20 protein-coding genes and 1 tRNA gene are annotated in these 20,337 nt (G+C 69.0%); 14 read left to right on the plus strand and 7 right to left on the minus strand.

Annotated elements, in window-relative coordinates; genetic code table 11:
• Nucleotides 1-14: 14 nt before the first annotated feature.
• Nucleotides 15-215, minus strand: a complete 201-nt coding sequence (locus ACGFJ7_RS41855) for a hypothetical protein (RefSeq protein WP_392647616.1) — start codon at nucleotides 213-215, stop codon at nucleotides 15-17.
• Nucleotides 216-514: 299 nt separating this feature from the next.
• Between ACGFJ7_RS41855 and ACGFJ7_RS41860 the strand changes: the two genes are divergently transcribed.
• Nucleotides 515-1,576, plus strand: coding sequence for a hypothetical protein (locus tag ACGFJ7_RS41860; RefSeq protein WP_392647619.1), 1,062 nt, complete (start codon nucleotides 515-517; stop codon nucleotides 1,574-1,576).
• A gap of 48 nt (nucleotides 1,577-1,624) precedes the next feature.
• On the opposite strand, the gene ACGFJ7_RS41865 is transcribed toward ACGFJ7_RS41860, so the two are convergent.
• Nucleotides 1,625-3,229, minus strand: coding sequence for a chitinase (locus ACGFJ7_RS41865; RefSeq protein ID WP_392647622.1), 1,605 nt, complete (start codon nucleotides 3,227-3,229; stop codon nucleotides 1,625-1,627).
• Between the two features lie 202 nt (nucleotides 3,230-3,431).
• On the opposite strand from ACGFJ7_RS41865, the gene ACGFJ7_RS41870 reads away from it, so the two are divergent.
• Nucleotides 3,432-6,431, plus strand: a complete 3,000-nt coding sequence (locus ACGFJ7_RS41870) for a glycosyltransferase family 2 protein (RefSeq protein ID WP_392647625.1) — start codon at nucleotides 3,432-3,434, stop codon at nucleotides 6,429-6,431.
• 479 nt (nucleotides 6,432-6,910) lie between these two features.
• On the opposite strand, the gene ACGFJ7_RS41875 is transcribed toward ACGFJ7_RS41870, so the two are convergent.
• Nucleotides 6,911-7,078 (minus strand): hypothetical protein, encoded by a 168-nt coding sequence (locus ACGFJ7_RS41875; protein WP_392647627.1) that lies wholly within the window; start codon nucleotides 7,076-7,078, stop codon nucleotides 6,911-6,913.
• A 56-nt stretch (nucleotides 7,079-7,134) separates the two neighbouring features.
• Nucleotides 7,135-7,206 (minus strand) — tRNA-Lys (locus tag ACGFJ7_RS41880).
• Between the two features lie 191 nt (nucleotides 7,207-7,397).
• On the opposite strand from ACGFJ7_RS41880, the gene ACGFJ7_RS41885 reads away from it, so the two are divergent.
• The 6 genes from ACGFJ7_RS41885 (at nucleotide 7,398) to ACGFJ7_RS41910 (ending at nucleotide 12,640) form a co-directional block, all read left to right on the plus strand.
• Nucleotides 7,398-7,748 (plus strand): helix-turn-helix domain-containing protein, encoded by a 351-nt coding sequence (locus ACGFJ7_RS41885; protein WP_360261574.1) that lies wholly within the window; start codon nucleotides 7,398-7,400, stop codon nucleotides 7,746-7,748.
• A complete protein-coding gene (locus ACGFJ7_RS41890; protein ID WP_360261571.1) occupies nucleotides 7,735-8,088 on the plus strand; it encodes a hypothetical protein in 354 nt (117 codons plus the stop codon). The genes ACGFJ7_RS41885 and ACGFJ7_RS41890 overlap by 14 nt, the downstream gene beginning before the upstream one ends.
• A gap of 523 nt (nucleotides 8,089-8,611) precedes the next feature.
• Nucleotides 8,612-9,043, plus strand: a complete 432-nt coding sequence (locus ACGFJ7_RS41895) for a hypothetical protein (protein WP_360261568.1) — start codon at nucleotides 8,612-8,614, stop codon at nucleotides 9,041-9,043.
• A 33-nt stretch (nucleotides 9,044-9,076) separates the two neighbouring features.
• Nucleotides 9,077-10,480, plus strand: coding sequence for a Si-specific NAD(P)(+) transhydrogenase (sthA, locus tag ACGFJ7_RS41900; protein ID WP_360261565.1), 1,404 nt, complete (start codon nucleotides 9,077-9,079; stop codon nucleotides 10,478-10,480).
• A gap of 268 nt (nucleotides 10,481-10,748) precedes the next feature.
• The gene (locus tag ACGFJ7_RS41905; protein ID WP_360261562.1) at nucleotides 10,749-11,387 is read left to right on the plus strand and encodes a CGNR zinc finger domain-containing protein; all 639 of its coding nucleotides are present in this window, start codon (nucleotides 10,749-10,751) and stop codon (nucleotides 11,385-11,387) included.
• A gap of 470 nt (nucleotides 11,388-11,857) precedes the next feature.
• Nucleotides 11,858-12,640: a zf-HC2 domain-containing protein gene (locus ACGFJ7_RS41910; protein ID WP_360261559.1), complete on the plus strand. Its 783-nt coding sequence runs from the start codon at nucleotides 11,858-11,860 to the stop codon at nucleotides 12,638-12,640.
• Nucleotides 12,641-12,920: 280 nt separating this feature from the next.
• Here the strand turns inward: ACGFJ7_RS41910 and ACGFJ7_RS41915 are convergent, their stop codons facing one another.
• The 3 genes from ACGFJ7_RS41915 to ACGFJ7_RS41925 all read right to left on the minus strand — a co-directional run bounded on the left by ACGFJ7_RS41915 (nucleotide 12,921) and on the right by ACGFJ7_RS41925 (nucleotide 14,118).
• A complete protein-coding gene (locus ACGFJ7_RS41915; protein ID WP_360261556.1) occupies nucleotides 12,921-13,154 on the minus strand; it encodes a hypothetical protein in 234 nt (77 codons plus the stop codon).
• 51 nt (nucleotides 13,155-13,205) lie between these two features.
• The gene (gene mscL / locus ACGFJ7_RS41920; protein WP_360261600.1) at nucleotides 13,206-13,658 is read right to left on the minus strand and encodes a large conductance mechanosensitive channel protein MscL; all 453 of its coding nucleotides are present in this window, start codon (nucleotides 13,656-13,658) and stop codon (nucleotides 13,206-13,208) included.
• Between the two features lie 106 nt (nucleotides 13,659-13,764).
• The gene (locus ACGFJ7_RS41925) at nucleotides 13,765-14,118 is read right to left on the minus strand and encodes an STAS domain-containing protein (RefSeq protein WP_097327808.1); all 354 of its coding nucleotides are present in this window, start codon (nucleotides 14,116-14,118) and stop codon (nucleotides 13,765-13,767) included.
• Nucleotides 14,119-14,282: 164 nt separating this feature from the next.
• Here ACGFJ7_RS41925 and ACGFJ7_RS41930 point away from each other — a divergent pair, with 164 nt between their 5' ends.
• The 6 genes from ACGFJ7_RS41930 to ACGFJ7_RS41955 are packed head-to-tail and all read left to right on the plus strand — an operon-like array spanning nucleotide 14,283 to nucleotide 19,871.
• A complete protein-coding gene (locus tag ACGFJ7_RS41930; RefSeq protein WP_360261553.1) occupies nucleotides 14,283-15,131 on the plus strand; it encodes an STAS domain-containing protein in 849 nt (282 codons plus the stop codon).
• A gap of 1 nt (nucleotide 15,132) precedes the next feature.
• Entirely contained in the window at nucleotides 15,133-15,564 is a 432-nt protein-coding gene (locus ACGFJ7_RS41935) for an STAS domain-containing protein (protein WP_392647631.1), read from the plus strand.
• Nucleotides 15,561-15,965, plus strand: coding sequence for an anti-sigma regulatory factor (locus tag ACGFJ7_RS41940; RefSeq protein ID WP_360261547.1), 405 nt, complete (start codon nucleotides 15,561-15,563; stop codon nucleotides 15,963-15,965). The genes ACGFJ7_RS41935 and ACGFJ7_RS41940 overlap by 4 nt, the downstream gene beginning before the upstream one ends.
• On the plus strand, nucleotides 15,962-16,993 hold the full coding sequence (locus tag ACGFJ7_RS41945) for a SpoIIE family protein phosphatase (RefSeq protein WP_360261598.1): 1,032 nt from the start codon (nucleotides 15,962-15,964) through the stop codon (nucleotides 16,991-16,993). Before ACGFJ7_RS41940 ends, ACGFJ7_RS41945 begins: the two co-directional genes overlap by 4 nt.
• Entirely contained in the window at nucleotides 16,990-18,339 is a 1,350-nt protein-coding gene (locus ACGFJ7_RS41950; protein ID WP_392647634.1) for an ATP-binding protein, read from the plus strand. Before ACGFJ7_RS41945 ends, ACGFJ7_RS41950 begins: the two co-directional genes overlap by 4 nt.
• Complete coding sequence (locus ACGFJ7_RS41955) at nucleotides 18,336-19,871, plus strand: SpoIIE family protein phosphatase (RefSeq protein WP_392647669.1); 1,536 nt, start codon at nucleotides 18,336-18,338, stop codon at nucleotides 19,869-19,871. The genes ACGFJ7_RS41950 and ACGFJ7_RS41955 overlap by 4 nt, the downstream gene beginning before the upstream one ends.
• Nucleotides 19,872-20,337: the final 466 nt, after the last annotated feature.

Raw genomic sequence — 20,337 nt, forward strand, 5'->3', positions numbered from 1 at the left:
GACACGGCGGCCTACTACCCGTCCGACGAGATCGGGTTCGCCGGCGCGACGGGCTTCCTGCACCGGCACAACAGCACGTCGAGTTGGGTCTGGACGACCCACGCGGACGGGCTCACCACCGCGATCCCCGGCCTGGGCACGAGCGCGGCGAGCCGGTTCGGGCCGACCGGCGGCGACTCGTTCTCCGTCGGCCCGAACGCGCCCAGTGTGCTCACAGTGCTGAACGCGGCCACGCAAGCGTGGCGGAACGTCCCCATCTCCGGTTCGGACACCAAGCTGTACGGCAACACTCTGATCAACGAAACGGTGCCGCCCCGGCTGGTGGACGCCGACACCCGGTACCGGATCGAGACGTCCGGTCTGCCCGACGGCCTCACCGGGTTCCAGGTTCTGGCGGGCGACGCGACCGCGGGCGCCGTCGTCCACTACGGCCTGCTCGACGTGCGTACCGGCCGCTTCACGCCCTTCCGGCGCCGGAGACGGCGCCCTCCGAAGTTCTGCTCACCACCGACGGGTGGCCTTCGTCGGGACCTTCGCGACCGACGTCTACGACCGCTCGGGCACCCTGGTGGCGCGGCGCTCTCCCGTTGTCGCCGACTATCACGACGTGGGCCTGGCCCGCGATTCCGTGATCGTCGGCCCGGACCGGCGCCTCGGGTCGGTCCGTCGTTACCGCGAACAGCGGCCTCATCCAGGCGCCGAACGGGGTCGTCTACGTCGGCGGCACGGGCGCTTCGGACTGGTCGGTGCGGTGGTGGACGCGTCGCTGAGTCACGTGATCGTGAACGGAACCAACCCGGCCCGGCAGTACATCGTGGACGTCGGCCACAGCAGGTACACCTCCCGTTCGGTGACCGGCGCCGGGCTGTGGTCCAAGACGCTGTGGAGCGCCGCGCCCGGCAAGCTTCAGCCGCAGAACCTGCGCACCGACGTCCTCGGCGCGGCGGTGGCGACGGGCTCGGCCTGCACGGCCACCGAGGTGCGGGCGACCGCCCGCTTCCTCTGCTGGAGCTGCGGCGTCCAGGGCCCGGCCGGCGTGTTCGACCTGACCCGGAAGGTCAACACCGCGCTTCCGGCGTCCCCCTATCTGCTCGGTGACAACTTCCTCGTCCATCACGACGAGAGCGGTTCCCTCGTACGCCGTGACCTCGGCGACGGAAGCACGGCCACGCCGGCCACCTTCCCGCGCGGCGACACCGCCGACGACCGCAACGTCACGTGGACCGTCGACAAGTTCGGCGGCGACGTCGCGTACGCCGACGAGCAGGGCGCCGTCCATGTGATCGACCCTGGCACCAGGCCGTCGGCGCCGGCCGGCGGCATCGTCGACGCCTCCAGCCGGCTGGGCTTCGGCCAGTATCAGGGTTGGGCAGGATCGATCAACGCCACGCGCCCGCTGGACTCCTGGAAGCTCCGGATTGCCCGGGTGGCGAGGACGGCAAGAATGACCTCCTCCTGCGCAACAGCGCCGGCACCTTGTTCCGCAAGCTCGGCAACGGCAAGGGCGGCTTCGGCGCGCTCCAGCTTGTCGGTTCCGGCTATCAGAAGTACGCGGCTCACTACTGATCTCTGCTGACGAAACGGGCGCCGCCCCGGCTTCACGTCGGAGGCGGCGCCCGTTTCGTCAGTTCATCACCGGCTCGCCGGGGACGTTGAAGAGCGGTTTCCAGGGGTCGTCGGCGTCGATCGGGAACTCGGTCGACGGGCTCTCGCCCTTGGTGGCCCACCGGGCCTCGTAGGGCAGGCCGTTCAGCAACACCCGGGCGCCCCGCTGGTAGAGGTTGCCGGGGGCCCAGACCCGCTTGACCCCGGTGACCGTCGGTACCGGGCGGGGCGCCTTCTCGACCGGGCTGACCGGGCCGATCACCGACCAGGCGCTCTGCGTGCCGGCGAGCGGCGCCGCCGACGGGTCGATGCCGGAGTTGGCCCACTTGGCCTCGTAGACCACGCCGTGCCAGACCACCTTGTAGCCGCCCACGTACATGGCTGTCATGCGCCAGATCGGGTACGGGCTGGTCCGCGGGTCGTCGACGGTGTCGGCCTGGTTCGGGATCTCCACCGAGTCGGCCTTGTCGCTGCCCGCGGCCTTGCCGGGCAGGCCCGCGAAGACCTTGGAGAAGGCCAGCGCGTCCTGGTCGACGCCGCTGCACGTGTTGGAGTGCACGACGACGTTGGCGAAGGTGCCGCGGCAGGCCGCGTCCCGGTTGATCGACCACATGGAGACCCGGCCGAGGCCGTTGCCGACGGCGAACTCGGCCAGGCCCCGGGCGTCGGCGACGGTGAAGCGCTCGGTGTCGACGTCGTTCTGGCCGATCATCGGGGTGGCGCCGATCCGCGACCACACCTGCGGCGACGTGAGCTTCTGACCGAGGCGCAGGTAGAGGTCGGTGAGCTGCTTGTGTGTCCCGTTGAGGGCGCTCGTGCTCAGCGCCAGCATGTTCGGGTTCTTGTCGCCGTTGTTGAAGTCCATCGTCATGACGTTGACGCCGCGCAGGGCGACGCCGCCTTCGAGCATGCCGCGGACCACGGCGACGCCGTCGTCGAGGAGGCCGTTCGGGGTGACGGGCAGGGTGAGCCACACGGTGAGCGGCTTGCCGGCGCTCGCCCGTTCCTTCTGCACGGCGGCGACCGCGGCGACGCGCCGGCGCAGGGACGCCTGGTCGGCCACGGCGGTGCCCTCGATGTCGAGGTCGAGGGTCTTCACGTCGTACCGCTTGATCAGCTGACGGTAGGCGTCGGTGAGCCGGGCCTGGTCGGTGCAGGCGACGGCGAGCTCCTTGTTGTTGAGCCCGCCGAGGCTGAGGGTGATGTCGCCGCCGGCCTGCCGTAGCTGGTTGATGCGCCGGTCGAGTTCGAGCGAGGAGGCCGCCTCGTCGAGCGTGTAGGCGCCGCCCCAACTGGGCGTGCAGGGGTTCGTGGGGCTGGCCACGACGAACCCGAGGGCGACGTCGTTGGCCGGGTTGGCCGTGGGGTCCTGGAACTGGAACGTCGGGGTCAGCGTGACATCGACGTACGGCACCGCCCAGGATTTCGCCGTTGGTCCGGACGTGTTCCGCAGGTGCATGACCTCGAGGGTGCCGCCGACACCGGCCAGGGCCAGGATGAGCACCAGAATGCCGAGCCTGGTCCAGGAGAGCCGGCTGCGCGGCTGCTCCGGTTCCTGCCAGTTCGGGTCGGCGAGCGGGTCGTACTCCGGCCGCACAGCTACGGGTGTGGCACGGTCCGTCATGAAGAGCCTTTCGTTTTCCGAGTCGCCCCACGTTGCCCCATCTCCACCGGGGCGGCGATCGGGCAAAGGGTCAAGATCAACAACCGCGAGCGGCCAGGTCCAAACCGGACAACGGAGCGCCAGATCATGATCTTGGAACGACAATTCCGCGGGCGTCGCTGCGCGGCGTCGTCGCAATTCGTACCGAAGGGCTCGTAAACGCATGCCACGCAAACCGGCGGATCGGCACAAGCCGGACGCCCAGCGCCAATGGGGAGCCGACCGGAGGACCGATCCTCACCCGATCGTCCCGCCGCCGATCTCCGAAGGCAGGATCACCCGGGGGCGGCTCGCCATCGTGGTGACGATCACGGTCTGGGCCTGCTACATCACCTACACGATCATCCAGCAGTTCATCGCCGGGCACGCCTCCAGCGTGCGCCTCGCGATCGAGGCGATCGTGTACATGCTCGTCGTCACCGGCCTGGCCGCCTCCGCGATCGCCTACCTGATCACGCGGATCGGCTACTTCTACCGATCGCGCGGTCACCAGCGAGCGCCCCGGATCATGCTCGACGAGTTCATCGGCGGGAAGATGCCGTCCGTGACGGTTCTGGTGCCGTCATATCAGGAGGATGAACGGACGAACCGGACGACGCTTCTCTCGGCGGCCCTCCAGGAGTACCCCGGCCTGCGGGTGACGCTGCTGATCGACGACCCGCGGCAGCCGAAAACCCGCGCCGCGCGTGACATGCTCCTCGCCGCCCGGGCGCTGCCGGGCCAGATCGAGGCCGAGCTGAAGATCCCGTACCACCGGGTCTCGACCGCCTACGCCGCCTTCGACGAGCAGGTGCGTTACCGCGGCGGCTACCTGGTCGTGCTCGAGGACATGCGCCGGCTCGCCGACGAGTACCGGTTCGCCTCCGACTGGCTCTACGACCTGGGCGCCCGGCAGGAGATGGTCGACCACACCGACACGTTCTTCGTCGAGCACCTCCTCCAGCCACTGGCCGTCGAACTCGGCCAGATCTCCGGGGCGCTCAGCAAGGGCGCCGACGAGCAGGTGACGCTGCCGCTGGCGCGGATGAACCAGCTCTACCGCCGGCTGCTCGCCATCTTCGACGCGCAGGTGACCAGCTTCGAGCGCAAGAAGTACGTGTCGCTGTCGCACGAGCCGAACAAGGCCATGAACCTCAACAGCTACATCGGGCTCATGGGCGGCGCGTACCAGGAGGTCAGCACGCCGCTGGGCACCGCGCTGGTGACGGCCGGACCCAACCGGGCCGACCTGGTCGTGCCGAACCCGGACTACGTGCTGACCCTCGACGCGGACAGCGTTCTCCTTCCCGAGTACGCGCTGCGCCTGGTCCACCTGCTCGAACAGGGCGCCTTCGCGCAGCACGCGGTGGCGCAGACGCCGTACAGCGCCTACCCCGGCTCGGCCACCCGCATCGAGCGCATCTCGGGTGCCACGACGGACATTCAGTACATCGTCCACCAGGGCATGACCCACTACGGCGCCACCTTCTGGGTCGGCGCCAACGCCGTACTGCGCAAGAAAGCCCTGGACGAGATCTGCGAGACCTCGTACGAGGGTGATTGGGCCATCAAGCGGTACATTCAGGACCGGACGGTCATCGAGGACACCGAGTCGACGATCGACCTCGGCGTCCGCGGCTGGTCACTGCACAACTACCCGGAACGGCTCGCCTACAGCGCGACCCCGCCCGACTTCGGCTCGCTCTGCATCCAGCGGCAGCGCTGGGCCAACGGCGGCCTGCTGATCCTGTCGCGCCTCAAGGACCAGTTCCGGGCGAAGACCAAACGCGAGGACAAGAACCGCTTCGGCGAGTACTTCCTGCGGGTCAACTACATGGCCTCCATCTTCTGGAGCTCCGTGTGCCTGGTGGTCATGCTGGCCTACCCGTTCAACAAGGACCTGCTCAACCCGATCCTGCTGCTCGTCTCGGTGCCGTACTTCTTCATGATGGCGGCCGACCTGAAGCACCTGGGCTACAAACGGTCGGACATGCTGCGGATCTACGGCTTCAACCTGATCCTGCTGCCGGTCAACCTGTCCGGCAGCATCGCCTCCCTGCTCCAGCTGCTGACCGGTGAGAAGAGCGCCTTCAAGCGCACACCGAAGGTGCGCAACCGGACGACGGCGGCGACCAGCTACCTGATCCTGCCGCTGGCGCTGATCGTGCTCTGCGTCTACACGGCATGGCGCGACATCGAGCTGCACCACTGGAACAACCTCGTCTTCGCCGGCCTCAACCTGATCCTCTCGCTGTACGCGATGATCGCGTTCGTCGGACTGGGCAACACGGCCGTCGACCTCATGACCCACCTGCGCGACTGGCTGATCCGGCCGGTCGCCCCGAAGAAGTCCCGGAAGAAGAAAGCGCCGAAGAAGACGGCAGCGGTCGGCGACTGGGCCACGGTGCTGCACTACCGGCACGAGCACGGCGCCTCCGCCGGCCAGACGACCGTGCGGCTCCAGCGCAACGACGCGGGCACCTGGAAGGCCGACAAATCGTCGTCCAGCCGCGCGCACTCGTTCGAGGAGTTCAGCTTCTTCACGGTCTTCCAGCCGATCTACAACATGATCAGCGGCCACGTCGCCGGATACGAGGCGCTGACCCGCTTCGCCGACGGCAGCAACCCGCGCGAAGGCCTCGAGGCGGCGGCCGAGCGCGGCATGCACGTCGCGCTGGACGCGGCCCTGGTCCAGGCGGCCATCGCCTCGTCGGCGTCCCTGCCGAACGGCACCTGGCTCTCGATCAACGTCTCGGCCGACCTGCAGCGCCGCCCGCACGAGCTGGCGCCGCTGCTGGCCGAGGCCCGGCGGCCGCTCATCCTGGAGGTCGGCGGGACGCCGGCGCCTGAACTCGCCCAGCTGGGCGGCATGGCACGGATGGCGGTGGACGATCTGGGGGCGGGTTACGAGACGCTGGCCCTGGTCGAATCAACGCGGCCGGCCTTCCTGAAGCTGGGACTGGACTCGATCGAGGGCGTCGAGCACCAGACCGCACGCCAGGCGGCGATCCGGGCCCTGGTCGAGTTCGCCGAGCAGCACGGCTGCACGGTGATCGCCGAGGGCATCGAAACGGCCGCACAGCGCGACGCCCTGGTCGCCTGCGGCGTGGCCTTCGGCCAGGGCTTCCACCTGGGCAAGCCGGTCCCGGTGGAACGCGTCCTGACCGGCGTCGGCGGCTGGTAACCCAGCCCATCCTCAACGCCGCGCCGCCACTTCCCGCGGCGCGGCTCGCGGCCGCGCGGCCCCGGCTCGCGACCGCAGCCCGGCCTTGCGACCGCGACCCGGCCTTGCGACCGCAGCCCGACTTCCGACCGCGCGGCCCGGACCTCCGACCGCGCGGCCCGGACCTTCAACTGCGCGGCCCGGACCTTCGACTGCGCGGTCAGCCCTTCGACTCCGCAGCTCGGACTTCCGACCGCGCGGCCCGGACCTTCGACTGCGCGGGTCAGGCCTTCGACTCCGCGGCCCGGGCTTGCGACTACGCGGGTCGGCCTCCGACTGCGCGGTCCGGGCTTTCGACCGCGTGGTCCGGCGTATGGGCGGCGCGGCGTCCGCGACGCGGCCCGGCTCATCAGCGACGCGGAGCGATTTACAGCTACGCGCCGCAACTTTCGTCCAGGCGCGGCAGTTCCGGCGGAGCGGCTTCGGCCGGCCACGGCGTTTCACCGGCGGCGCAGGCCGGCGCGGGCGAAGCCGGTCAGCTCACGGTCTGATGCGGCGACTGCCACGTAGTACTCGGTTCGTGGGTTGCCTTGCTCGACGACTCCGCCGAGCATCGGAACGCCGATCGCGCCGCGCAACGTCAACCGGCGCTGGCTGCACTGCTTCACTGCCGGTCGAATGATGCGATGCGGCGGCGGGACACCGAGCTGACCTGGGCTTGAAGTGGGCCGCCGGGGATTCGAACCCCGAACCTAAGGATTAAAAGTCCTCAGCTCTGCCATTGAGCTAGCGGCCCGCTGATCCATAAGGCTACCGGAGTGATTGTGCGACCAGCATGCGGCTTTCCCCGTGGCGGCCGGATCGAGGATCTTCAGGGCGCGGACCAGGACCCGTACGTTTAAGAACGTTCGTTCTTGACTGATCGTTCTCAAACCGGCTAGCGTACGACGTGTGGGACGGCCTAGAGGGTTTGACGAAGAGGCGGCGGTGGTGGCTGCCGCGGCTCTGTTCGCGGGGCGCAGCTATGACGGGACCTCGGTCGACGACCTTGTGGGGCAGACCGGCGTTCACCGAGGGAGCCTCTACAAGACGTTCGGCAGCAAGCGGGGGCTCTATCTCGCGGCCCTGCGGCACTACGTCGACCGGGAGCTCACCGAGCGGGGGGATCTTCGGTTTCTCCTGCTGGCGGCGGCCGAGCGGGCGCCCGTCGACGACGAGGTGGCGGCTGAGGTCTCGCGAGCGCTTCGGCTGCTCGACGAAGGTGGCGAAGAGGCCACGACGATGGCGTTGGGGTTGAAAGTCCGGGAGCTGGCGGAGGGGAAGAATGGCGATCGTTGAGATCGAGGGTGGCTCGCTGGTGGTGCGGGTCGAGGGAATGGACAAGCTGTGGGCGCTCAAGAGCAGCCTCACCATTCCGCTGGCCAACGTGCGCGGGGCGACCAACGACCCGGGCATCGTGAGTGAGCCGAAAGGTGTGCGTACCGCCGGGACGAACATGCCGGGAGTCGTGGTTGCCGGGTCGTTCCGGCGCGAGGGGGAGCGGATCTTCTGGGATGTGCGCGATCCGGCGAAAGCCGTGGTCATCGAGCTGACCGATGAGCACTACGCGCGGCTGATCGTTCAGGTGGACGATCCGCGAGCGACGGTCGAGCTGATCGAGAACGCCATGACGCATTGACTGAATCCGCCGCGTAGCCGGGTTCTTGGTGGAAACGGCGTTCCACGAGGGGAAACGACACGGTCGTACGCCGTGCCGCTCTGATCGCCGCCGCTCGTCGCCGGGGCAATAGCAACCCCGGCGACGGCCGAGGCGGCTCCGGCGGTCAGCTCGTACAGCACGACTATCAACGGTGATTCGGCCGACGCGTACTACCCGGTTCGCAAGAATGAGGCGCCTGTGGTCCTGGTGCTCCAGGGTGCCAATGTCGACAAGTCGGCCTATTCAAACTTCGCGAACGCTCGCACGGCTTCGTCGTCGCCGTGCCGAATCACCCGCGCGGCGTGTGTACCCCGATGCTCTTCGGGACGGCCTACCGGCTGCGGGCTCAGCGGAGCGATCCGGTCGGCCGGGCCCGGGTCGACAGGGTCGGCGATCTGGTCGATCGGAACGTGGAAACACGGAAGGATTAGCCTGCTCGGGCGCGGGATTGCCCGCGAACGGCCGCTGGTCAGGGCGTACCCCGTGGGACAGTATCGGTAGCGTGACCGAGTACGACGCCGAGCAACTGACCGCGGGTTTCCGCTCCATGACGATGCTGACCGCCCTTGTCGGGCGGGGTGGCCGGCCCGCGGCGGTGAGCCCGACCATCGAGCTGCGCGCCGCCGAGAAGCAGTACGGCTGGCTGCCGGTCAAGGTCGGCGGTTCGAAGAAGGAAGTCGCCGTCATCACCAACCTCCGCCTGATCCTGGGCGAGAGCGAGATCCCGCTCTGGGCGATCACCCGCATCCGGCCGGGCGACGCCCACTGGTCGGTGGCCCTGGAGATCATCGGGCGGGAGGAGCCGCTGGTGCTCAGCGGGCCATGGGTGCCGTGGATGAGCGTGGTCATCTGCGCCGAGCTCTACGGCACGGCCTGGCCGCCCGCTTACGCTCCCGTTCAAGGAAACAACAGGGAAAATCTTGTGACGGCATAGACCGGACCCTCCGGTACTGCGACGCTAAGTGTTGTGTACGACTACGACCTGTTGGTGCTGGGCTCCGGGCCCAGCGGTCAGAAGGCCGCCATCGCGGCCTCCAAGCTGGGACGCCGCGTCGGCGTCGTCGACCGCCGCGACATGATCGGCGGAGTCTGCATCAACACCGGCACCGTGCCGTCGAAGACGCTTCGTGAGGCTGTGCTCTATCTGACGGGCCTCAGCCAGCGCGATCTGTACGGCAGCAGCTACCGCGTCAAGGACGAGATCACCGTGAGCGATCTCGCCGCGCGGACCCAGCATGTGATCAGCCGGCAGACCGACGTCATCCGTAACCAGCTCGCCCGCAACCACGTCACCATGATCACGGGAGTGGGCCGCTTCGCCGACGCGCACTCGATCTGGGTGGACGGCGGCAGCGGCCGGGACAGCAAGGTCAGCGCCGAAAAAATCATCATTGCGGCGGGTACGAGACCCGCGCGGCCGGACAGCGTCGACTTCGACGACCGGACGATCGTCGACTCGGACGGTGTGATCAACCTCCAGGCGGTGCCGCGCAGCATGGTCGTGGTCGGCGCCGGGGTGATCGGCATGGAGTACGCGTCGATGTTCGCCGCGCTCGGCACCAAGGTCACGGTGGTCGAGCGCCGCGAGAAGATGCTCGACTTCTGTGACGACGAGATCGTCGAATCGCTCAAATACCATCTGCGCGATCTGAGCGTGACCTTCCGTTTCGGCGAGGAGGTGGCCGCGGTCGAACGTCACCAGACGGCCGCCCTCTGCATCCTCAAGAGCGGCAAGAAGATCGCCGCCGACACGGTCATGTACTCGGCCGGCCGGCAGGGGCAGACCGATGACCTGGCCCTGGAGGCGGCCGGGCTCAGCGCCGACAAGCGCGGGCGGATCGAGGTCGACGGCAATTTCCGTACGGCCGTGGACAACATCTACGCGGTCGGCGACGTGATCGGCTTCCCGGCGCTCGCCTCGACCTCGATGGAGCAGGGCCGCCTGGCCGCCCATCACGCGTGCGGCGAGCCCACCCGCGACATGCACCAGCTCCAGCCGATCGGCATCTACACGATTCCCGAGATCAGCTTCGTGGGCGCGACCGAGGACCAGCTCACCGAGGGTTCTACACCATTTGAAGTAGGTATCGCGCGCTATCGCGAACTGGCCCGCGGCCAGATCGTCGGCGACTCCTACGGCATGCTGAAACTGCTGGTCGCGCCCGAGGACGGCAAGCTGCTCGGCGTGCACGTCTTCGGCACGGGCGCCACCGAGATCGTGCACATCGGCCAGGCCGTGATGGGCTGCGGCGGCACAGTCGACTACCTGGTCGACACAGTCTTCAACTACCCGACGCTCTCCGAGGCGTACAAGGTGGCGGCGCTCGACGCCTCCAACAAGATCCGCAACATCACGAGAATCGACGGTTAGGCGCCGGCTGGGCGGGTGCTTGCGCTGCGCTTGCGGCCGTACGCTCGTACCCGCCTTTACGGATTTTCGGAATTATCGTAATTGCACCGAGCGCTGCCGCGATTGTCCAACGTGGCGTCAGGCGATTGTCCCGGCGTTGCTCAATGTCACCCCGCAGTGTGTCTAATCGGCACAAGAGGAGCACTCCCCCGCGATGAAAACTGATCTCTAAGAGGGATCTAAGGTTCGCCGGGGGTTGCCGTGAAAAAGAATCAAGTACCCTTCGGCTATGTCATGGATGGCCAGTGCCCGGCACGGCGTACGCGAGGCCCCCGCCGGGTTGGCCCTCCTTCAGGAGCTGCTGAACACGCGCGCCCCCATGGCGTACGGCGTCGATCTCCTGCTCGACGCCGACGATGCGCAACGCTGGCTGACCGAGGCGCTCGCCACCTGGTCGCGGGTCTCCGGCCTGCCGGCGCCTACGCTGCTCATCTCGTCGTCCGATCTGCGGTCGCTGCGCCGGCTGAGGTCCACCTTCGAGAACGTGATCTTGGCGGGTGGCACGCGCGAGCCCTCGGGATCGCTCCCCCCGGCTGACGTCCCGGTCAGTCTCGTCCCTGACGCCGACGGGTGGGTCCGCATCGTGCCCACCGGGCGGGGCGTGCGCTGGCTGGCGTCGGCCCTCTGGGCCGAGGCGCTGCTCGCCCAGCAGGCCGGCCTCTGGCCGCGGCTCAAACTGTGCAACAACGCCGAGTGCCGGGCCGCCTTCTTCGACACTTCCCGCAACAACAGCGGCGTCTGGCACGACGTCAGCACCTGCGGAAACACGGCCAACTTGCGAGCGTTCCGCGAGCGCCGCCGCCTGATGGGCGGCAGCGGCGCCTTGCCGCCGCGGCCAACCGTTCAGGGTCCGCCGAGCCTTATCTGAGCCCTCTCATTCCGGCGCGCGCGGCTCCCTCAGGAGCGTCACGGCCTTCCACGAGAGGCGGCGTGCTCCACCAGGGGCCGCGCCTTCATCAAGGGCGCGCCTTCATCACGAAGCGCCTCCCTCAGGGGACCCCTCATCCCTGGTGAGGTGCTTTCATCCGGGGCATGCATCTATCGCTGGGCGTCTCGTCAAGGGCCGTCCTCTCTCGGCCGGCTTTGTTTCGTCTGGCGGGCGTGGCCCGTTCGGCCGCCCTCCGGTGGCGAGGCCTTCGTACTCCTTGTTTCGGTGACGTGGCTTTTTCCTGAGATGTGCGGTTCTCTTCTTTGTGCGACGGGAACGAGGCGAGGGACTTAGAACGGCACGGGCATCGGCTGCGCGGCACTTGCGTGACCTTGGCGGATGTCGCTGTGGGCGAGTTCTGAGCCCGGGGCCCCGGGAACTTCGGGGCTCTCCCGCGCGACTATGGGTTCATGGCTTGTGAGCGGTGGCGCGAGATGCTTTCGGCGCAGCTGGACGGCGAGGACGATCCGGCCGACCGGCCGTTGGTCGAGAAGCACCTGGCCGGATGCGCCGGATGCCGGGAATGGCTGGACAGCGCGGCAGCGGTCAACCGCCTGACCAGCACGCGGATGGCGGCGGCGCCCGACCTCAGCGAGGCGATCCTGGCGGCGCTGCCCGCGCCGTCGCCGCAGCGCCGGGCCTTTTTCGTCAAGCGGGTCCCGATCGCCGCGGCGCTCTTCGTGGCGCTCGCCGCCGTCGGGGCCGTGCAGCTCATCCTGGGTCTCGACCAGATCGGCGGCGGGGTCGTCGTCGGCGGTCACGAGCACACCGCCGCAGCCGCCGACCCCGGTCATCTCTGGCACGAGTCCGCCGCGTGGAACGTCGCGGTCGGCGCCGGGTACCTCTTCATCGCGCTGCGCCGGGTGCGCCCGTCGGGGCTGGTGCCGATGCTCACCGCGTTCGTGGGGATGTTGGTGCTGCTCTCGGTGAACGACCTGTCCGGCGGCCGGGTCGACGCCACGCGCTTGGTCAGCCACGGCTTCGTGATTCTGGGCTACCTGCTGATTGTCACGCTTTCCCGCATTCCGGGCGGCTTCGCGAGTACGCCCCCGGGCGCGCGGGCAGGCGCCGGCTCAGGCTGGACCGCAAGCTTCGCCGACGAGGAAGAGGAGATCGAGCCGGCCCGCCCGGGTTTGCGGCTGGTCCCGCGCGGCCCGATGACCGCACAAGAGAAAGAACGCCGAGCGGCCTGAGCCAGCCTGGCGGGCAAGGCGGCCCGGCGAGGAGACGTCGCGGGCGGGAAGGGCGCCGCAGAGCGAAGGCGCTTGCGGGCAGATGACACCGCGCGGGTGGATGACGTCGCGCGGGTGGATGACGTCCGCGGGTGGAGCCAGGCCACGAGGAAAGCGCGCGAGGCAAACCACGAGGACAGCGCGCGAGGCAAACTGAGCCACACCGCGAGGGAAGACACACCAGCCACGCTGAGCGGAACCGCGCGGCGGCCTGGCCGCGCGGCATCAGTGAGGCGGAGCGTCACCGGACGGGTGGGCGCACCGAAAGCTCGCGCCACTCATCAGGCCCGGCGAGCAAAGCCCGGACAGTGTCCAGGGCGGCGTCCTCCGAGTCGTACTCGAAGAAGTGGGAGACACCGTCGGCGCCGCCGGCGCGCTGTTCGACGTACCACTGGTCGCCGCTCACCCGCAGGTAGACGTCCTTGCGGGCGACGCGGCCCCACTTACCGTTCCACCAGTGCTTACGCTGCTCCATCCCGGCAGCGTATCGAACATTTGTTCGAACGCTACCGGGTGGGTTGATCTTTTAAGAAAGTGGGGGCTCCCGGCGCCGGCCGAGCACCTCGTCGAGAGCACTGTTCTGCACCTGGTGCCCCTGGCCGCGCAGCAGCGCGTCGCGGATCTCGGTGAGCAGCTTGACCTCTTCGCTGGGCGCCTTCGGCGGCGGCTCCTCGCCGCGCTTGCGGCGCTCGGCCAGCTTGTTGAGGGGGAACACGACCAGGAAGTAGAGCACCGCGGCGGTCAGGAAGAAGGTGATGACAGCGTTGATGAACGCCGAGTAGTCGAAGACGACGCCTTCTTCCGGCGACCATGTGCCCTTGAGGGCGCCCGAGCCGCCGGTGATCCACTTGATCAGGGGCTCGAGGAAGGACTTGGTGAAGCCCGACACCACGGCCGTGAACGCGGCGCCGATGACGACGCCGACCGCCAGATCGACGACGTTGCCGCGCATGATGAAGTCTTTGAAGCCTTGGAACATCTTGCCCACGAGCACTCCTGCGGTCACCGGAAGGGGTCTTCGTCCGGCAGCAGGTGCCCACGGCCGGTCGGCGACAAACTACGCCGACCGGGCCAACCGGGGAAAGTCAGTCGAGCGCGGGCTCCTGCGCCGTCACGGCCTCGTCGACCGTCGGGTAGGTGCGCAGCACTTCGACCAGACCACTGACCTCGAGGATGCGCAGCACGCCGCGCTGCGGCGCGGCCAGGCGGACGGTGCCGCCGGCGTCGTCGGTGCTGTTCTTGGCCCGGACGAAGACCGAGAGCCCGGTGGAGTCGCAGAACGAGACCTGGGCCAGGTCGAAGACCAGACGGGTGCGCCCCTTCTCCAGCAGGTCGCTGATCTGGTCCTGAAGCTGGGGCGCGGTGGCCATGTCCAGCTCACCCGCGACCGACACGACGACCATGTCGGCGCGCTGTTCCGTTTGTACCGTCAGAGACATTCAGGACCTCCAGATTATGAGCAGAACGGTACTCCAACCCCTGGGGGATGCGCAGAACCGGGGCGCGCCACAGCTTTATTTGGCTGACAGCAAGTATTAGTGCTTCCGGTGGTAGGGTCCGCGAGGTTGCACGCAAGACGGACGAACAGAGTCGGGAGACAGCAGTGGCGCTGACTGCGGAAGAGGCGGTTCGGTTCGCCGGACTGCTCGAGGACAACAGCGACGCCCTGGTGACGGCGTGGACCGATCGGGTGGCCACCACCCTGCGGGGCCGGCTGAGTCACGCCGAGCTGGGCCGACAGCATTCCGAGTTGCGCAAGGCCTTCCAGACGGCACTCTCCGGTGGCGCCCAGACCATCGGCGACGAGTCCGCGGCCGAGCTCCGGGCCCAGCTGAGCGACCTCTCGGCGAGCCGGGCCCGGCAGGGCTTCTCGGTGACCGAGACCGCGGTCAGCGTCTTCGCCTTCAAGGAGGCGGTGCTCGGCGTCGTCGACCAGAGCGGTGGCGGTGAGACAGCCCTCCGCGACTACCTGGCCCTGTCCGCCTTCGTCGACGAGGCGGCCCTGTTCACCTCCGACAGCTACGTACGCGTGCGCGAGGAGCTCATCGCCGACCAGGCCGAGCAGCTGCTCGAGCTCTCCACCCCGGTCGTCAAGCTCTGGGAGGGCGTCGTGGCGGTGCCGCTGGTCGGCACGCTCGACTCGGCCCGGGCCCAGGTGGTCATGGAGCGCCTGCTGCAGACGCTGGTCGACACCGGTTCGCCGTACGCGATCATCGACATCACCGGTGTGCCGGCGGTCGACACCCAGGTCGCCCAGCACGTGCTCAAGACCGTGGTGGCGGCTCGGCTGATGGGCGCCGACTGCATCATCTCCGGCATCCGGCCGCAGATCGCCCAGACGATCGTGGCGCTCGGCATCGAGTTCGGCGACATCGCCACCAAGGCGTCGCTGGCCGACGCGCTGCGCTACGTGCTGGGCAAGACCGGCCAGGCCAAGCGGCTGGGGCGCTGACGTGGAACGTGTTCCGGTCCTCAAGATCGGTGACATCCTCCTCGTCTCGATCCAGATCGACATGGAGGACCAGACCGCCCTGCAGTTGCAGGAGGACCTCGCCGACCGGATCGTCGCGACCGGCTGCCACGGCGTGATCATCGACATCAGCGCGCTGGACATCGTCGACTCCTTCGTCGGCCGCACGCTGGCCACCATCGCCTCGATCTCGCGGGTGCTCGACGCCGAGACCGTGGTCGTCGGCATGCGCCCGGCCGTGGCCATCACGCTGGTCGAGTTGGGGCTTCAACTGCCCGGCATCCGTACGGCGCTGAACGTCGAGCTCGGCATGGACCTGCTGGCCCGGGAGCGCGCCACCTCGAACTGGGTGCTCGACGAGGACGACGCCGAGGACGAGGGCGAGCCCGAGACGCCCGCGGCAGCTGCATCGTGAACGATCAGGGTGGGCGGATCGACGTCACTTCCGACCAGGACGTCGTACGGGTGCGGCAGCTCGTGCGTACCCTCGCCGTGGCCGTGAAGCTCTCCCTCGTCGACCAGACCAAGCTCGTCACGGCGGCGAGTGAGCTGGCCCGCAACACCCTGGTCTACGGCGGGGGCGGCACGGTCGAGGTGAGCAGGGTCGACAACGGCCGGCGGCCCGGCATCCGGATAGTCTTCGCTGATCAAGGCCCCGGCATCGCCGACCTTGATCTGGCCTTCACCGACGGTTACACCACCGGCTCCGGCATGGGGCTCGGTCTCAGTGGCGCCCGCCGGCTGGTGGACGAGTTCGACATCGTGACCGCGCCCGGCGCGGGAACGAGCATTACCGTGACCAAGTGGTGCCGATGAGCGGAGGCGCGGTGGCGTCGATACCCGAGGGACTCCTCGACGGGGGAGCCTGGTTCCGGGTGGAGGCCGCCGCGACCGCTTCCGCTGTCCGGCGGACGGCCGAGCGCCTGGCGGTCGAGCTGGGCATGCCCGAGCGTAAGACGGCTGACCTTTCGATAGTCGCCGCCGAGGTGGCCGGAAATCTGGTCAAGCACGCCGATCAGGGCGTGCTGCTGCTGCGCACGGCCCGGGCCGAGGGTCAGGCCGGAGTCGAGATCGTCGCGATCGACAGCGGCCCCGGCATGGCCGATCTCGTTCGCTCGTTCGGTGACGGCCACTCGACCGCGGGCACGCTCGGCATCGGGCTCGGCTCCATCGTGCGCCAGTCCGACTGGTGCGACCTGCACTCCGTACCGGGTAAGGGCACCGTCCTGGCCGCCCAGGTCTGGCCCGACGGCCGGCCCGAGACCGCCTGGGCGTCGGGCGTGACCCGCCCGCTGACCGGCGAGCCGATCAGCGGCGACGCGTTCGCCGTCCGCGTCATCGAGGGTCGCCACCAGATCCTCATGTGCGACGGGCTCGGTCACGGCGGCCTCGCGGCCGCCGCCTCGCACGAGGCCGTCCGCGTCTTTCTCGAAACGCCCATTGACCAGCCGTCCGGTGTCGTCGAGGTGCTGCACCGCAAGCTGAATCACACCCGGGGCGCCGCCCTGGCCGTCGCCGAGCTCGACGCCGAGGCCGGTGTCGTCCGCTACTCGGGCCTGGGCAACATCTCCGGCACGATCTTCGCGGCCGGCGGCGCCCGCCGTGGCATGGTCTCGCTGCCCGGCATCGCCGGCCACCAGCGACGGCAGATCCGGCAGTACGACTACCCGCTGGAACCCGGCTCGGTCGTCGTCATGCACTCCGACGGCGTGGTCGACCGCTGGAACCCCGCGGACTACCCCGGCCTGCTCACGCACTCGCCGGTCGTGATCGCGGCGACCGTTCTCCGCGACGCCGGTGTGCGCCGCGACGACGCCGGCGTGATCGTGGCCCGGCTCCCATGACCGGCGGGCCCGAGCAGCTGATGAGGATCCGCCTGCGGGTGGCGCAGGACATCTTCGCGGTGCGCCAGCTCGGCCGGGAAGTGGCCCGCGAGGTCGGGCTCGAACAGCAGGACCAGACCCGGCTCGCCACCGCCCTGAGTGAGGTGAGCCGGGTGATGCTGGCCGACGGTCGTGATGCCAGTGTGACGTTCACGTTCGACCTGGACGGGGTATCACCGTCGTTACGGGTGACAGTCGAAAATTCGGTTCCAGGCGGCGCCGCCAAACTGCGGCCCGAGTTGGCGCAGGCCGGACGCCTGGTGGACAAGATGGAGGTCACCGATGCGGAAAACGGTACGGTCGTATGGATGGCTCGACGGTTGCCGGCGAGTGCGCCGAGGCTGACCCCGGAACGGATGGACGAGATCCGCGCCGGGCTGGCCAAGCACGTCCCGGGTAGCCCTCTTGACGAGCTGAACGTGCAGAATCAGCAGCTCATCGCCGCCCTGGACGAGGTCCGGGCGCAACGTGACGACCTCGCCCGGCTCAACGCCGAGCTCGAGGAGACCAACCGCGGTGTGATGGCCCTCTACCACCAGCTCTCCGAGGAGCTGGAGGAGACCAACCGCGGCGTCGTCGCCCTCTACGCCGAACTCGACGAGAAATCGGTGCAGCTGGCGGCGGCCAGTGAGGCGAAAAGCCGGTTCCTGGCCAACGTCAGCCACGAGCTGCGCGCACCGGTCACCGCCATCATCGGGCTGGGCCGGCTGCTCGGCGACGAGGCCTCCGACGCGCTGACCGAGGAGCAGACCCGTCAGGTCGACCTGATCCGTGGCTCCGCCACCGACCTGCTCTCCCTCGTCAACGATCTGCTCGACCTGGCCAAGGCCGAGGCCGGCCGGGTCGAGGCGAGCATGGCCGACGTGGACCTCAAGGCCGTCTTCGGGCAGCTGAGGGGCACCTTGCGGCCGTTGGCGACCCGGCCCGAGGTCGATTTCGTGGTCGAGGAGCCGGCGGTGCCGTCGATCCGCACCGACGAGGTGCTGCTGGCCCGGGTGCTGCGCAACCTGCTCACCAACGCCCTGAAGTTCACCGAGGCCGGCGAGGTGCGGCTCAGCGTGCGCCGGATCGGCGACGACGCCGAGTTCACCGTGTCCGACACCGGCACCGGCATCCCGGCCGAACTGCACGAGCGGATCTTCGAGGAGTTCTACCAGGTGCCCGGCTCCAAGCCGATCAGCGGCAAAGGCACGGGCCTGGGTCTCCCGTACGCTCGGCGACTCGCCGGCATTCTGGGCGGCGCCCTGCGGGTCGCGTCGACACCCGGTGAGGGCAGCACCTTCACGCTGTGGCTGCCGATCTCATGAGCTCCACCGGCACCGCCACCGTCCTCGTCGTCGACGACAGCGCGACCAAGCGATATCTGCTGGTCAGCTGGCTGACCCGCGCCGGTTTCACGGTGCGGCAGGCCGAGACGGGCACCGAGGCGCTGCGGATGCTCCCGGGCTCGGGCGTCGACCTGGTGGTCCTGGACGTGAAGCTGCCCGACATGAGCGGTTTCGACGTCTGTGAACGGATCAAGACCGACGTCGAGTACGGCACGGTGCCGGTCATCCACGTGTCGGCCCACGCGGTCGACGTGGTCGATCGCACACAGGGCCTCAACCGGGGCGCCGACGCCTATCTGGTGGAGCCGATCGAGCCCGACGAGCTGATCGCCACCGTGCACGCGGTGCTGCGCTACTACTCGGCCCGCCGGCGCGCCGAGACCCTGGCCACCCGGCTGGTGCGGCTGGCCGAGGCCACCCTCGAGATCAACTCGGCTCCGACGCTGGACGGTCTGCTGACCGCGGCCGCGGAGGGCGCTCTCGACATCTTCGGCGCCCCGGTCGTGGTGGTGGCCGAGACGGCCGACGGGGACACCCTGGCCGCCACGGGTGAGGCGGTGCGCCGGTGGTCACCCTCGGATCGTTCGGTTGCGGTCGGTTCCCTCGTACGCCGGGAGGAGCCGTCGGACTGGGATCTGGTGGAGTGGCCCGCGGGCGACACGGTGGCGGTGGCCGCCGCGCGTCTGCGGGCCGATCGCCCACCGGTCTTCGTGGCGGTGCCGAGCAGTTCACAGACGCCCGGCTTCCCGGTGCTGCGGCAGCTTTCCCAGGCGGTGGCGGCGGCGGTCGAGGCCCAGCGGTCGTACGACGAGGAGCACCGGATCGCGGTCACCCTCCAGCGCAGCCTGCTCCAGTCCCGGCTGCCCGAGGTGCCGGGCCTGGAACTGGCCATGCGGTACGAGCCGGCGGGCGCGCAAACCGAGGTCGGCGGCGACTTCTACGAGCTGACCATGCTCGAGGGCCGGCTGCTGGTGGCGATCGGCGACGTGGCCGGCCACTCGCTGCACGCGGCGACGGTCATGGCCGAGGTCCGGCACGCGGTGCGGGCGTACGCGGTCGAGGGCCACCCGCCGGGGAAGGTCCTCAGCCTGGTCAACCGCTTCATGCGCACGGTCCTGCCGGCCGAGTCGGCCACCATCTGCCTGCTCACCCTGGACCCGGCGACCGGCAGCGTACGGCTGGCCAGCGCCGGACACCTGCCACCGCTGTTGCATACCCCGGACGGCGGAGCCCGTTACTTGGAGCCCCGCGGCCCGCTGCTCGGCATCAACGCCCCCCGCCCGGACGATCTGGAGTTCGTCCTGCCCCTGGGCGGCACGCTGGTGCTGTACACCGACGGCCTGGTCGAACGCCGCGACGCGGACATCGACGTGGGCCTGGCCGCCCTGGCCGAGGCATCCTCAACAATCGAGCCCGACCTCGACGACTTCGGCCGCCGCCTGCTGACCCAACTGGGCGGCACCGGCCAACAGGCCGACGACATCGCCGTCGTCGCCCTACGCCGCCGGTAACAGCCCCGAATCCACTCCGCCATGCACGGCGTCAACAGCTCGATGTGCTCCTCCGTGCCCACGTTCCCGCTCGCACGAGAGCTTCTCAGCACCTCGTGAGCAAACGCCGAGATGGCCAACTGGGGCGGATCGAGCGCAAGAGCGGCCGGGCATGGTCAGAAGCGGGCGTGGACTATACGAGCAATCTCCGCTGGATAATCCCCATGCTGCGCTCGAGACTGGTCATCACCGTCATGCAGAGCTTGCCGTCGATCTGACTCCCGTTCCCGTCTGTCCAAGACTTCTTGCGCTTCGACGACACCGTTTCGAACAGCAGCCTTCAGGATTAGATAGTTCAAGAACAGGCCTACGAGCCCTAGAACTAACGCAACCACGACCATCTTGGCGGCCTCTCCCTCTGTCCATGTCACCGGAGCACTTGGCAGCTCGCCGTGTCGTTCGGTCCTGCGGTCACGGACCTTAGTGG

The organism is Actinoplanes sp. NPDC048988, assembly GCF_043197815.1.
In the GTDB taxonomy this organism is placed as follows: domain Bacteria; phylum Actinomycetota; class Actinomycetes; order Mycobacteriales; family Micromonosporaceae; genus Actinoplanes.

Coding starts and splice junctions, on each gene's coding strand:
- ACGFJ7_RS41925 (WP_097327808.1), bottom strand. CDS start 14,118: ATGTCTCTGACGGTACAAACGGAACAGCGCGCCGACATGGTCGTCGTG.
- ACGFJ7_RS41890 (WP_360261571.1), top strand. CDS start 7,735: ATGGCGATCGTTGAGATCGAGGGTGGCTCGCTGGTGGTGCGGGTCGAG.
- ACGFJ7_RS41945 (WP_360261598.1), top strand. CDS start 15,962: ATGAGCGGAGGCGCGGTGGCGTCGATACCCGAGGGACTCCTCGACGGG.
- ACGFJ7_RS41910 (WP_360261559.1), top strand. CDS start 11,858: ATGGCTTGTGAGCGGTGGCGCGAGATGCTTTCGGCGCAGCTGGACGGC.
- ACGFJ7_RS41905 (WP_360261562.1), top strand. CDS start 10,749: ATGTCATGGATGGCCAGTGCCCGGCACGGCGTACGCGAGGCCCCCGCC.
- ACGFJ7_RS41955 (WP_392647669.1), top strand. CDS start 18,336: ATGAGCTCCACCGGCACCGCCACCGTCCTCGTCGTCGACGACAGCGCG.
- ACGFJ7_RS41950 (WP_392647634.1), top strand. CDS start 16,990: ATGACCGGCGGGCCCGAGCAGCTGATGAGGATCCGCCTGCGGGTGGCG.
- ACGFJ7_RS41865 (WP_392647622.1), bottom strand. CDS start 3,229: ATGACGGACCGTGCCACACCCGTAGCTGTGCGGCCGGAGTACGACCCG.
- ACGFJ7_RS41915 (WP_360261556.1), bottom strand. CDS start 13,154: ATGGAGCAGCGTAAGCACTGGTGGAACGGTAAGTGGGGCCGCGTCGCC.
- ACGFJ7_RS41870 (WP_392647625.1), top strand. CDS start 3,432: ATGCCACGCAAACCGGCGGATCGGCACAAGCCGGACGCCCAGCGCCAA.
- mscL (WP_360261600.1), bottom strand. CDS start 13,658: ATGTTCCAAGGCTTCAAAGACTTCATCATGCGCGGCAACGTCGTCGAT.